Source organism: Paenibacillus sp. RC67 (genome assembly GCF_030020805.1).
Classification (GTDB): domain Bacteria; phylum Bacillota; class Bacilli; order Paenibacillales; family NBRC-103111; genus Paenibacillus_S.
In genome coordinates, this window is record NZ_CP125098.1 from 1183904 (window position 1) to 1197732 (window position 13829).

The 13829-nt window shown below is 46.8% G+C and carries 12 protein-coding genes; 10 read left to right on the forward strand and 2 right to left on the reverse strand.

What is annotated here, in order from left to right:
- Positions 1–109: 109 nt before the first annotated feature.
- Entirely contained in the window at positions 110–565 is a 456-nt protein-coding gene (locus tag QMA13_RS05505; RefSeq protein WP_282940038.1) for a GNAT family N-acetyltransferase, read from the reverse strand.
- 715 nt (positions 566–1280) lie between these two features.
- On the opposite strand from QMA13_RS05505, the gene QMA13_RS05510 reads away from it, so the two are divergent.
- Together QMA13_RS05510 and QMA13_RS05515 are read left to right on the forward strand one after the other, a co-directional pair.
- On the forward strand, positions 1281–2024 hold the full coding sequence (locus QMA13_RS05510) for an RraA family protein (RefSeq protein ID WP_282940039.1): 744 nt from the start codon (positions 1281–1283) through the stop codon (positions 2022–2024).
- 20 nt (positions 2025–2044) lie between these two features.
- Entirely contained in the window at positions 2045–2521 is a 477-nt protein-coding gene (locus QMA13_RS05515) for a NanQ anomerase/TabA/YiaL family protein (RefSeq protein WP_282940040.1), read from the forward strand.
- 45 nt (positions 2522–2566) lie between these two features.
- Here the strand turns inward: QMA13_RS05515 and QMA13_RS05520 are convergent, their stop codons facing one another.
- Complete coding sequence (locus QMA13_RS05520; RefSeq protein WP_282940041.1) at positions 2567–3457, reverse strand: AraC family transcriptional regulator; 891 nt, start codon at positions 3455–3457, stop codon at positions 2567–2569.
- 137 nt (positions 3458–3594) lie between these two features.
- Here QMA13_RS05520 and QMA13_RS05525 point away from each other — a divergent pair, with 137 nt between their 5' ends.
- The 8 genes from QMA13_RS05525 to QMA13_RS05560 all read left to right on the forward strand — a co-directional run bounded on the left by QMA13_RS05525 (position 3595) and on the right by QMA13_RS05560 (position 13815).
- Positions 3595–4587: a D-2-hydroxyacid dehydrogenase gene (locus QMA13_RS05525; RefSeq protein WP_282940042.1), complete on the forward strand. Its 993-nt coding sequence runs from the start codon at positions 3595–3597 to the stop codon at positions 4585–4587.
- A gap of 37 nt (positions 4588–4624) precedes the next feature.
- Positions 4625–5527, forward strand: a complete 903-nt coding sequence (locus QMA13_RS05530) for an N-acetylneuraminate lyase (RefSeq protein ID WP_282940044.1) — start codon at positions 4625–4627, stop codon at positions 5525–5527.
- A gap of 98 nt (positions 5528–5625) precedes the next feature.
- Positions 5626–7854 carry a helix-turn-helix domain-containing protein gene (locus tag QMA13_RS05535; protein WP_282940045.1) on the forward strand — a complete coding sequence of 743 codons (2229 nt, stop codon included), beginning with the start codon at positions 5626–5628 and terminating at the stop codon, positions 7852–7854.
- 205 nt (positions 7855–8059) lie between these two features.
- A complete protein-coding gene (locus QMA13_RS05540; protein ID WP_282940047.1) occupies positions 8060–9007 on the forward strand; it encodes an ABC transporter permease in 948 nt (315 codons plus the stop codon).
- 22 nt (positions 9008–9029) lie between these two features.
- Positions 9030–9905 (forward strand): carbohydrate ABC transporter permease, encoded by an 876-nt coding sequence (locus QMA13_RS05545; protein WP_282940049.1) that lies wholly within the window; start codon positions 9030–9032, stop codon positions 9903–9905.
- 46 nt (positions 9906–9951) lie between these two features.
- Positions 9952–11583, forward strand: coding sequence for an extracellular solute-binding protein (locus tag QMA13_RS05550; RefSeq protein ID WP_282940051.1), 1632 nt, complete (start codon positions 9952–9954; stop codon positions 11581–11583).
- Between the two features lie 75 nt (positions 11584–11658).
- A complete protein-coding gene (locus QMA13_RS05555) occupies positions 11659–12744 on the forward strand; it encodes a sialidase family protein (protein WP_282940052.1) in 1086 nt (361 codons plus the stop codon).
- Positions 12745–13008: 264 nt separating this feature from the next.
- The gene (locus QMA13_RS05560; RefSeq protein WP_282940054.1) at positions 13009–13815 is read left to right on the forward strand and encodes a polysaccharide deacetylase family protein; all 807 of its coding nucleotides are present in this window, start codon (positions 13009–13011) and stop codon (positions 13813–13815) included.
- Positions 13816–13829: the final 14 nt, after the last annotated feature.

Below are 13829 nucleotides of genomic sequence, written 5' to 3' on the forward strand. Positions count from 1 at the left end.
GAGCCATAGCCAATAAAATAAAACCAGCCTATGCCCATGATCTTTCATGAGTTATAGGCTGGTTTTTTAGTTAGTTAATTTCGGTAACGTATGAGCATCGAAAAGTCCATTAGCTCAACTGAAGCTTAGCCACGACCTCCTTGTGAGGCGCGTTTCCGATCATTTCCCCGGTTTTGTGAAAGCCCAGGCTTTCGTACAGCCTTTCTGCTCCGGCATTTTCGGGCTTATAGGATATTTTAATATCTTGACTGCAATCCGGCTGAGCGCGAATAAGCTCAATCGCTTGAAGGAGAGCCGCTCTTCCGTAGCCTTTACCCTGCTGCTTCTTGTCTATCATTAGACGAATAATCCAGTAGCAGCCATCTTCAGGATCGCAGCCATACATGACGAATCCAACCGGTGTATCGTCGCTATAAACCGCTAGCGGTATTTTATCCGATTCGAATTTGGATTGCAGAATCGAGTAAACGTTCGGAGCGACGAAGCGCTCCTGCTCTTGATGGACGGACAGACGAACGCATTGCTGCCAGTTGTCAGATGTTATGGCTTTGAGCTGTATAGTCAAATGACACGCCCTCCTTATGTTCTTTTATAGAAAGAAGACCGCCAAGGGTCTCCGAGCCAGACTCAACTATTCATTTTTCTTAAGTGGTCTTCTTCTTTCTATATCATAGCAGATACAAGAGCGATAAGGTTGGGACAGTATCATTCTATTTATAATTTCCCGTAGTTAAAGGGGCGTTGAGAACTGCAGCCCAAGCTTTTTTTAACAAAGAAATTCCTTGCTCCATATTGCCTTAGGATACCGCTGAAGCCTAGATAAAGGACCGGGTTCACCGTGCTCCGATTCATCTCCCCATTTTTCTATCCGTACAAGAACCCCCTTAGCTAAAGCAAGAACGATTAAAGTGTTCACACTACAGGCTGCACTCACGTTCATTTCTAAGTGACGTCCTGCGCTGTCGCCTAGCATGAATACGCTGGGCGTCCAGCAGATCTACCGGAAGCGCAGTACTATCCAGTGGAAACGGAATCACACGGAAACCATGCTGGGATCATATATCGCCTATCTGAACAATACCTGATTCCTCCAAAGCTATAGTAAGCGGCTCTCCTTTGATGCTTCATAGGTTTCTCGACAATCTGGACAAGTAAGCTGACGTGCTAACAGCATCGGTTCTAACGAAATTTCGAGAGGTTCAGACGAAAAAGTGCAAGTTCTTACCACCGTGTACTGCTTACAATAGGAGTATATTCGATCAAGAGAGGATGAACCCGAGTTGACATTATCCTATACAGATCTGCTGAAGCTGAAGCGCTGGAATACACCGACAATCTACAATGGCTGGGAGGTGATTACGAAGTGCGATATCACACAGGGCTTCAATCTAGAGGAAACTCGCGACTTCATGCCGCACATGGGGCCGATGGTTGGCTATGCAGTCACAGTACAATTCGAACCGAGCAATCCAGATCATCCCAAGAATAACCCCAACGCGTGGAGCGAGTATCGTAAGTATGTGGCGAGTGTGCCCGGACCCAAAATTGTCGTAGTGCAGGATTTGGATAAGCCGCGTGTGATCGGCGCATTCTGGGGCGAAGTGAACAGTAATATCCATCGCTCATTAGGCTGTGTAGGCACCATCACGGATGGAGCCATCCGCGATACAGATGAAATGAACAACGCCGGCTTCAAAGCCATTGCTCGGAGAACCTGCGTCGGTCATGCCTTCAGCACACCCGTTCGCTGGGGGATAGAGGTGGAAGTATTTGGGTGTAAGGTTCAACCAGGCCAGCTTATTCATGCTGACAAGCATGGTTTTATGGTCATTCCGAAGGAAGACGAGGCCCGCATATTGGAAGCTTCCATTTATATGGACGGCAATGAGTGCAGTACGGTGATACCAGCAGCACGCAGTGCAGCAGGAAAGACGGTGGAAGAGCTGCTAACGGGGATCGATGAAGCAGGCAGACAATTTGGCTTGAATGTGAAAAACCAGTTTGGTTCTTCTGGAGAATGGTAAGAAACAAGGAGTGAATCAACATGATACTTGGTGACCTGAGCAAGTGGGAGGAAGAACAATGGGCATATGCCCCAATCTTGCGTAAAGCGATTGATTATTTGCGAACGTCGGACCTGGAGAATGCTGATATCGGAACCTATAACCTTATCGGGAATGATATGTATGCCCTGGTCCAACAAGCCCATACCGTAGTTCCACTGGAACGAAAATCGGAGCATCATGCCAAGTTTATTGATGTTCAAATGGTCGTGGCAGGGGAAGAGGTTCATGCCGTTGCCAGACAATGCGAGCTCAACGTCCCAGTTGAGGATCAATTGACCGACAAGGACTACGCTTTGTATGACAAGGTTGAGAATGAATTTGAATTGCTGTTAAAGCCAGGCACGTTCGTTATTTATTTTCCGGACGATCTGCACCGACCAGCTTGCAGCCATGCAGGCGGAACGTTAACCAAACGTGTCGTCATTAAAATCAATAAGGAACTCCTGCAAGCCTAGGGTTCATACCATTAACTCAATCATTATTATGGAGTTTCAATGATTTTATTTCGCAGGTGTCGCGGTACGGTAAGAGACCCGGTACATTTTAGGAGAAACACCCTTGGTTTTATGGAAAATCCGGACAAAACTGGAGTAGGAGCCAAAGCCGGATTCCTCAGCAATGTCAGCGATCTGCATCTCTGTAGCATGCAGCAACGAGCATGCATGGCGGACACGAAGCTCGTGAAGCAGATCTATGAAGTGAATACCATATTGACGGGTAAACATTTCGCTAAGGGATGAGGGATGGATACCAAACCGCTCGGATAAATCGGTCAGGCTGAGCGGCTCCAAGTAATGCTCATGAATATAACCGATTATAGGCCAAATAGAACGGGTCTGAGCTGTTGAAGTTTGGGACGATGGATGCGTCGTCCTATCCGGATCGGCCTGCAGTCTGCTTCTTGCAAACTGAGTCAATACCCGCTGGAGATTCACTTTTAACATAATCTTTGTAAATGGCATCGGCTTCTTATATTCATTCCAAATAGAATGGAAGCATTGCCGTATCTCATCAAACAGACTGTCATCTAAATGGAGGAAAGTCGTTCTTGCCTCTACGGCGCTGCCTAACAGGATATCATGCAATCCGGTATCCAATTCGCCAAGCTCTAAGATAACATCCAGGGGGAAATTGCAAATATATAATTCGAGAGGATCGTTCGGATGGGAGACGATCTCATGTACTTGGTATGGAAGCAGCAGTACCATGGTACCGGGCAGCATGTCATGCGTGGCGCCATTGATGGTTTCCGTGCCTTGACCGTTAAGTACCAGAGTCAGTTCTACAAAATCATGTCGGTGAGAAGGCGTTTTCCACTGCAGCTTCCGTTTCATATAGAAAGGGAAGCTAGAGTTCATATTAGGATATTCGAATAAATACTCCGGATACATGCTGCTGTACCTCCAATTCCAGATACTGCTATTATATCAAGAACATGAAATTAGAAAAGAAGAACGTGAGTAAGCCATCAAACAGATCAGTACTCGAAGTTCTGGCCATATTGGAAACGAATTGGAGGGAGTTGACCATGAACATCGTCGTATTGGATGGGTACTCGCTGAACCCCGGTGATTTGAGCTGGGATGAATTAATGAAGCTTGGGAATGTGACTATATTTGATCGTACCCCTGAGGATACAATTGTGGAATGCGCTCAAGGAGCTCAGCTGCTGCTGTCCAATAAAACGCCTCTAAGTGCAACAACCCTGCAACAGCTGCCGGATCTAAGATATATCGGTGTTCTTGCTACCGGCTATGATGTCATTGATGTAAAAGCTGCTGAACTCCAAAGGGTGGTGGTTACTAATATCCCGAGCTATGGAACCCATTCAGTCGCCCAATTTGTTTTTGCTTTATTGTTTGAGCTCTGCCATCAGGTTGGACTTCATGCAAATTCGGTACAACGGGGGACATGGACGGCAAGTCCAGATTGGTGTTATTGGAAAACTCCCCTTGTTGAATTATCTGGTAAAACAATGGGTATTATCGGTGCGGGTCGGATAGGATTGCAGACGGCACGAATCGCTAATGCATTAGGAATGAAGGTGATTGCTTTAAATGGAAGAGGGGAAACGGATCGAGCGGTTCCTTTTGACGGTTTCCGATGGGTTCCCAAGGAGGAATTGTTCCAGAATTCGGATGTCATTAGCTTGCATTGTCCGTTAACGACGGAGGCCGAAGCCATCATCAACGAAGCTCATTTAAATTTGATGAAACCTAATGCATTGCTCATTAACACCGCCCGCGGGAAACTGGTGAATGAGATGGATCTTGCACAGGCATTGAATGGACGGAGAATCGCAGGAGCTGCGCTTGATGTGCTTTCCATGGAGCCTCCTCCAGCAGATCATCCGTTGCTTCATGCATCTAATTGCATCATTACCCCGCATATCGCTTGGGCAACAAGGGAAGCCCGAGGCCGACTGCTGCAAACCGCTGTGGATAATGTGCGGTCCTTTTTGGAGGGCAGGCCTCAGAACGTCGTCCGTAATGGGGATTTTTGCGATAAAATACATAATTGAAAAGCGAAAGGCTACAGGTGAACCTATGATGTCGTCATTGAAAAAATTCAAAGGAATTATTCCAGCATTGATTACGCCTTATGATTGTGAGGGGAGAATCAGCGAGTCGGGAACACGTCATCTCGTTCGTCATTTGCTGGACAAGCAGGTGGACGGCTTTTATTTAAGTGGAAGCACGGGAGAAGGGTTTCTGCAAACTGTCGGCGAACGTCAGTTGTTTCTCGAGATCGTTGCAGATGAGGTTAAGGGAGTCGTCCCCATTATAGCCCATGTAGGGGCTATGGACACGGCTACCTGCGTGGAGCTCACGAAGCATGCTGCCCGATCCGGTGCAGATGCAGTCTCTTCGGTGGCTCCGTTTTATTACAAGCACGGACAAGAGCAGGTTCGAGGACATTATCTGGATATTGCGATGGCTGCAGACATCCCGCTCATCATTTATCATTTTCCTGCCATGACGGGTGTTCAATCTACCGTATCCTTTTATAAGGAGCTGTCCAAGGTAGAGAACATTGTCGGGGTTAAATTCACTTCTAAGGATACTTTCGAGCTGCAGCAGCTGATAGAAGCGTGCGGGCCAGACTTTCGCGTGTTCAATGGTCCGGACGAATGCCTGCTTGCGGGGCTGGCTGTCGGCTGCTGTGGTGCCATCGGGAGCACATACAACATCATGCCACAATTATTCGTCCAATTGTACCGTACGTTCCAGGCCGGGGATTTGGTTGCGGCCCGTACGCTACAAGCCCAAGCAAACCGCGTGATTGCCGAGTTGTTAAAATACGATTTCATTGCTTTTGAAAGGGAGATCCTGCATTTGCAAGGAATTGAAGTAGGAACACCGAGAAAACCGATTCAACAGCTGTCTGAGGAAGAGCGGTTACAAATTCGCTTGTTTGCAGAGCAGGTTGATTTTTTGAGGATAAATACCGTCGAAGAATGATTTTGAAATATTATACCTTATCAAGCACACCCAAGGTGTGCTATTTTCAATGAAGGACGCTGAATATTTATCGACTTCACAAGGAAAGGTGCGTTCGGATGCGAAAACAATGGTATTATCGGTTGCTTTTGTCTTATCTCCCCATCTTCATTGTCGTTTCGTCCGTTGTTGTTCTCATTTCCATTATTTCCGTGCGATTAACCATCGGGAATGAAGCCAATCGGGTAAATGAGGTCGCGACGAAGCAAATGCTCCAAAGCGTCGATGACGCTCTTCGTTCCATCGATCAATTAATTGTAAAAGAAATTCTTAACAGCGTGACCTTTGATAAATTTTTCGATCCTGCCAAGGAGACGAACAAATATCTGGATTCTCTTGAAATGAGTGAACGGATTCGAAATATCATTCACGCTACGCCGTTGATAGACTCGCTGTATTTGTACCGTTTCCGGGATCAGATCGTGTTGACTAGGGATGAAAGGATTTCCATCGATCAATTCCCGGACCGGGATTTTCTACTGGAAGTGATACAACATCAGCCCAAGTCGAAATGGTCGGATTTGCGCAAGGTCTCAGAAATGAACGTGTATTCGAACGAAGTAGTGACCCGTAAAGTACTGACTCTCACCAGCAAGGTTCCGACCATTTCCGGAGGACAAGGGCTTATTGTTGTCAATGTCCGTCCTTATGCTATTCAATCCATGATTGAGCAAATGGCCAACTCCCAATACAGTCATCTGGACTTTGTAGATAGAGAAAACGGTTCTATTGCCTCCATTGGAGAGAGTGAGGTTGAAGCCGGGAAGAAAAAAATACATTCTTTTGAGGTTGCTTCGGATTATACGGGATGGAGCATGCATAGTTCGGTTAACAACTCCAAGGTGTATGGCTTTAGCTCGGCGATTTTTTATGCATGCTATGTACTATGGCTGTTGGTTATTGCTTTCGGGGGCTATTGGATGTATGCCGTTACCCGCAAAAATTACAAACCGATCGAAGCCTTAACGGATCGTTTGGAGCGATTCAAATCTCAAAAAAGCATGCAGCTGCTTGGAAGTGAAAAGCGCAACGACTTCGACTTTATTGAGGCAGCGATAGACCAGTTAATAGACCAAGTGGATGGCCAGCAGGTGTTGAAAAATGAAAATGTAAAATACCGTCATACGAAATTGTTTCTGGATCTCCTTGAAGGAAATATGATCCACCGAGACGATGAGCTGATCGTGCAAATGCTGGAAGAACGATATGTTGCTCGCGTTGCGTTAGCGGAAATCGATCGATTTCCCGATTTTGCGGTAAGATATAATAAACGTGATCAATATTTATTAAAATATGCGATTCTACGCGTATTCCAAGAGGTAGCGGAAAAACACCGTATTCGGGTATGGACAGAATGGGTTCAGGCAGATCAATTGGCCGTATTGTTTCAATCGGGCCATTTGAGCTCCAAGGTGGAGACGATCACGCAAGAAGTCTGCGATTGGATTCAAGTGAATTTAGATATTACGATTACCATCGGTATCGGGTCGTTAGCGGAGGAGATCGATGATATAGCTGAATCCCATAAGGCAGCTGTACATGCAGTCAAAATGAAATTCAAGTTCGGCGGTAATCGAGTCATCTCCGTGGACAATATTCAGCATCTAAAGGAAGAGGAACTGGTCGTACAGCCGCAATTGCTGCGGAGCATTGCACAGACCTTTCGACAAGGTGATTCCGGGTGGTCTGCCAAACTGAAGGAGTTCGTTCAGCAAACGTCGGAAGCCAGCATATCCAAAGATAGCGTCCTTAACCTGATGAAGCTCGTTTTGTTCTCCATCGATCGTGAGATGAGCGAAACATCCTCGGATCTGAAAACGATCTGGAAGAACGGTCTGAACTCCTTGAACGAAGGGTTGGAACCGATTGAGACGGAGGATGAGCTGTATTCGTATTTCTACGCCCAGCTAGACGCGATCTTCGGAGAAATAAACAAACGTAAGGACGAAGACTCTCAAACGGCGTTGCTATATAAAATTAAGGCCTATTTGGATGAGCATTATGAAGATCCGGATCTGTCTATGTCGGGAATCGGGGAGCTGTTTCAAATCAACTCCAGCTTTATGAGCCGTATCTTCAAAGAAGAAATCGGAATGAATATGATGGATTACCTTATGCTGACGAGAGTCGAGAGGGCGAAACAGCTGCTTAGAGAAACCCGGGATACGGTTCAAAGCATCGCCGGTCAGGTCGGTTACCTTCATACGATTTCGTTTATCCGTGCTTTCAAGAAGTCAACGGGACTTACACCGGGGGAATACAGAAAAATTTCGACGGAAGCTGATTGAGTGTAGTGCTTCACTCGACTATCTATACAATAAAAAAAGGTACATACGGCTTCGCTGGCCTTTCGGAGATCGCTTCGAAAGGCTGGTGCGAAGCCTTTTTTGTATCCCATCTATTGAGAAAAAAGGTGTATATTGTGCCGGGACGAGGCTCTCCGGTATATTGGGGACAATTCCACAAACGATCATACAAAAAGGAGCAGGCAAAATGAAAATGGCAGCCGTGGCGGTGAAAAAGAACATTCGTACAAACACGGAGCGAAGGAAATTATGGAGATCCAACCTACCTCTCTGGATTTTGTTTCTCCCGGTATTGATCTACTTCATCGTATTCAAATATATACCGATAGGAGGGATCATCATTGCTTTCAAGGATTACAATCTCCGTGAAGGCATATGGAACAGTCCGTGGGCCGGGTTCAAATATTTCGAGATGCTTTGGAGCAGCCCGGATTTCATAAGAGTGTTTCGCAATACATTATTAATCAGCATACTTGGGTTTACCATCGGGTTTCCTTTTCCGATCCTTCTCGCCATTCTGTTAAATGAGATTCACAAAAAGTGGTACAAGAAGGTAGTCCAAACACTGGTCTATTTGCCTCATTTTTTATCGATGGTTATCGTCACGGGCGTCGTCGTTACTATATTTTCCTCTAGCGGGGCGATGAACGAAATACTGCAAGCGATTACGGGCTCAGAGGAGCCAGTTCCTTTCCTGTATAGAATCCCGAGCTGGCTGGCGATCTATTTTGGTTCAGGCATTTGGCAGGAGGCCGGGTTTTCGGCCATTATTTATTTGGCCGCCTTATCTTCGCTCGATCCATCTTTGTATGAGGCGGCTGCTATGGACGGTGCTCCCAAATGGAGGCAAATGTGGCATATTACGCTGCCGGGAATTCGTTCGACGATCATCGTCATGTTCATTTTGCAAATGGGAAAGCTGATCGATGTAGGGTTCGACAAGGTCTATATGCTGTCCAATCCGGCTGTTTCCGAGGTAGCCGATGTTATCTCGACATTTGTGTACCGAGTGGGACTTCAAGGAGGCCAGTTCAGTTTTACGGCAGCGGTTGGGCTTTTTGAGTCGGTTATCGGGCTAGTTCTGGTATTAGCCGCCAATGCGATAGCCCGCAAATTTGATCAAGGATTGTTCTGATTTTCAAGGAGGGCACGCAAGAATGAAACCAACACAAAGTGAAAAAATATTTTACGGAATCAACACTTTATTTCTAGGATTATGGGCGTTAAGTGCCTTGTTTCCATTGCTTCATATTGTATCACTGTCATTTAGCAGCAATCATGCGATTCTGGCCGGCAAAGTGTTTGTATGGCCTGTAGAGTTCAGTTGGGACTCTTACAAGGCTCTGCTGAAAGGAACTCGTGTACCCAATGCTTTTGTGAACAGCCTGATCATTACTGGAGTCGGTGTGGCGCTCAATATGCTTATTACCATCTTTGCGGCGTACCCGTTATCCAAGAAGCATTTTATCGGGCGGCGATTCATGACACTGTTGATTATCTTCACAATGTTGTTCTCCGGAGGGCTTATACCCAGCTATTTATTGGTGAAGTCGCTAGGCATTATCGATACCTATTGGGCTCTATGGCTTCCCGGTTTAGTCAGCGCTTACAACATGCTGATTATGAAAACCTTTTTTGAAAACATTCCAGAGGAATTGGAAGATTCGGCCCGGATAGATGGATGCGGAGAATGGAGATTGGCCGCTCAAATTGTGCTCCCGCTATCTGCTCCTGTATTGGCGACGCTGGCTCTATTTTACGGAGTAAGTCACTGGAATTCGTTTATGAATGTGCTCATTTATATCAATGATTCGAGCAAGTATAACCTTTCCGTACTTATCCAGCAGATGGTGGCACAATCGAATCTGATGAATGAGCTTCAAAATATTCAGGAAGAAGATAGGCAGATGTTGACCCCGGAATCGATTCGCTCTGCCGGTATGACCGTGATGTTAATCCCGATGCTCGTCGTGTATCCGCTTCTTCAAAAGCATTTTGTTAAGGGGGTGTTGATCGGCGCGGTAAAAGGATGAGTTTAGCGTTATGATGTTAAAAGACAAGCAAACAGGAGGTCACAGGATGAAAGCGAAGAGGAAGGACATATGGAGAGCAGCCGTCGTTGGTTTTTGTATGCTTGCGATAACGGCAGGGTGCTCCAAAGAGACACAGAACGGAAGTGGAAGCTCCAATGCAGATAAACAGAAGCAACAGATTACCATTTCTGCGTACGACGCTGGCAACACACCTCCCGAAGAGGGGACGATTGAGAAAAACCGCTGGGTAACCTGGATGTCCCAGAACGGCCCGGCCCCCATTAAGGTCATCTCCATTCCAAGAACCGAGTCCGTTCAAAAATTCAACACATTATTCGCCTCGGGCTCTGCTCCCGATCTGATTCAGGAATTTAGCGGCCCGTTTCGTAACCAATTGTATGACCAAAAATTAATCCTGCCCGTCGATGATTTAATCGAGAAGCATAGCACGACTTATAAGGATTTGCTCAAACAATATCCCGCATTGAAAAAAGCGGCTACGATGCCCGATGGAAAAATGTATGGGTTTGGCCGAATAAATGGGCTGCGACCGCACAATGTGCTGATGGTAAGGTCGGATTGGCTCAAAAAGCTGAACCTTCAAGTACCCCGAACACCGGAAGAGCTCATTAGCGTATTGAAAGCTATCCGGGATAACGATCCGGATGGTAATGGAAAGAAGGATACGATTACGCTTGATATGGGCGCCCGTTCCATCCAAGTTATCGACAGTATGTTCGGCAACGTAGGCTGGGTCATTTCCGGTGACAAGATGGTTTGGGATTGGGACAGAGCGAAAGCAGCGGCTGCCTTCAAGAAGCAATTATACGATGAAGGGTTAATTGACAAAGATTATTTAACGAAAAAAGGCTCCGGTTACATGGGACTGTATGCGCAGGAGATCATTGCCGGAAAAATCGGGATGTGGGGTTCAAGCGTACATCAATCCGATATTGAAACATTCAAAGCACTGAAAAAGGCCGATCCGAATGCAGAACTGCAGGTAATACCGCTTCCTGCGACCGTATTCGGGCAGTTCAGCCCGATCTTATCCAATCCGGTTCAAGTGACCGCAATGATCAATGCGGACGCCAAGCATCCGGAGGCGGTTATGAACTATGTTGATTTCATGGCAGCCAAGGAAACAGGCCAAACCTTAAAATACGGAATCAAGGGCGAAGATTGGAAGGAAGGCGCAAACGGATGCCAGCAATTTATCGATAAGGAGAAAACTGATCTGAAGATCAAATACACGGCTGCCTACACAATGCTATTCTCCCCGATTGTGGAAGGTTCCTGCGGTCAATTTCAGGCAACATTGAATCCGAACGACCCAGTAGAGAAGCAATATCTGGATCTTATGAAACAGGCGTACGATATTTATTTGGACGAGAAGCACCCTATGCCGGACTTTACGCACCCGGAACATATTCCTGCTATGCCTGGGGAACTGCAAACGTCGTTTAACAACGCGACCAAAAATATTGGAGATATTTGGACTAAAGCTATTATATCCGGAGCTTCCTATACGGTCGATCAGGCCTTTCAGGACGCGAAAAGCACCTGGGACAAAAACAACGGCAAAAATATTGAAGAATGGTATGCCAAATGGTATCAGGATAACAAAACCAAAGCGTTTCTGACCAAGGATTTTTATGAGTTCAAGCTAAAGTTTTAATGGGAAGTTAACATTGAAGCAGGATGGATAAATAACTCCCATCCTGCTGTACTTGAATAGGAGGAAATGAAAGGGATGCGGAGTGGAGCAATCCAACACAGAATGGTAGCGCAAGCTGGGCCGGACAACCCGCGCAATGATACAGCAAGCGTCGTTCAGCTGAAAGATGGAAGCCTGCTTTTGGCATGGCATAAATACGCGGATAGCGATGAGGGGGGAAGCGATTTTGGCCTTTGCCGCATTTATGCCAAACTATCGAGAGACAAAGGGAACACATGGGGGGAGGAAGCCTTGCTCGTGGATGTAGAGCCTGGCGATCATAACGTGCAAGCACCTGGATTAACCCGGTTATCTTCCGGAGAGCTGATACTTCATTGCCTGCGCGGTCATCAGGGAGGCAGCAGCTCGACCCTTTGTTTATTCCGTTCCTCCGATGAAGGGAAAAGCTGGAAGGATGCAGGCAACGTATGGAGTAGGAGTGACGGACAATGGATTCAGGGAGGGGCCAATCAGATGAATGTCCTGACTAGCGGTCGATTGCTCCTGCCGTTTCACTTCGGAACGGGGCATCAGGGGAGCCAGCATAATACCGTTGCTTGCTTCCTAAGCGATGACGACGGCTTCAGCTGGCGAAGATCAAGTGGGACGGTCGACTTGCCGATGCGCGGTGCGATGGAGGCATCGGTGGCAGAGCTGCGTTCCGGGCAGCTGATCATGTCGCTTCGGACGCAGCTAGGGTCCGTGTTCTTGTCCTATTCTGACGATGGGGGAGAAACATGGTCGCTGCCTCAAACCTCGGGATTAAGAGCCCCGGAATCATGCACATGCTTGAGACGTATTCCCGGAACCGATGATCTAGTCTTGTTTTATAACGGTAGCTGTTACGACCCTACAAGACATCATTATGGACTGCGTACCCCGTTAACCGCCGCATTGTCGCGAGATGGTGGTATGACATGGGAGAGGGTGGGGGACATTGAAACCGGACCTTTCGAATTTATGGATTTGAACTGTTCATTCGCCGATTCGGGCAAAGCGCTGCTCACGTATACGAAAGTGGAAGATCCGCAAATCACTCAGCAGGATAAGTCGCTTCCCTTCAAAAGAACGGGAATGGATTTGATGATAGCTATTATAGATAGGGAATGGTTGTATTCTTAATCATTTCATTACCTAGGCAGTCGATAAACCGTGAGTTCTAGAAATTTGCCCTTAGAGTAGGTGAGGTATCTCTCGAAAGAGTGTTAGCATCCACCTTTGTCATTGGGAAATACCCGCTGCAAAACGATTAGATTTTCCCAATGACAACAGTGGCTGGAGGGGATATCTCACCGGATTATATGTGCAAATTAATTTTCTTAGGGTTATCGGCAAGCTCGTGAAATGGTTATTTTCACACCATTCCCTCTACAAGGAGGAACAGCTTTGAGGATACAATACGACCGTTTTCCCGGCGGAAGAACGAAAGCCATTACATTGAGCTACGACGATGGAAGAGAAGAGGACCGTATGCTTGTCGCCAAAATGAACGATTACGGTTTGAAAGGTGCGTTTCATCTAAACTCGGGATTTCTGGGGAAGCCCGGTTATATTAGTGTGGACGAGGTTCGGACTCTATACGTTGGTCACGAAGTATCTGCCCATACGGCAGCGCATCCTTTCCTGGATTTGACCCCTCCGGACCGCGTGGTTATGGAGATCATGGAAGACCGCAGTTCATTGGAAGCGCTTACTGATTATCCTGTTCGTGGCATGAGTTATCCGTATGGCTCTTGGAATGAACAGGTTGTGTCGGCATTGCCTGGCCTTGGCATTGAATATGCTCGAACGACGGCCAGCAGTCATACGTTCCAGATGCCTTCCGATTTCCTGCTATGGCATCCGACTTGCCATCATAAACAAATGCTGGAGTATGGTGAAAGACTTCTCTCCGATAAGCCCAGGCACTCGCGAATGGCTCTACTTTATGTGTGGGGCCATAGCTATGAGTTCGAGAGAGACGGAAATTGGAGCATGGTTGAACAGTTCGGGGAGCTAGTAGGGCGACACAGCGATATCTGGTATGCCACCAATTCCGAAATTGTTGCTTATTTGAGAGCTATCCGGCAGCTTCGTTATTCCGTGTCCGGCCACATTGTACATAACCCGTCAGCCCTATCCGTGTGGATCGGAGTGGATGAAACAGCTATCGAAATAAGAGCAGGGGAGGTGAAAAACTTGAAGACATACTGATTGGTTTGTTTAGA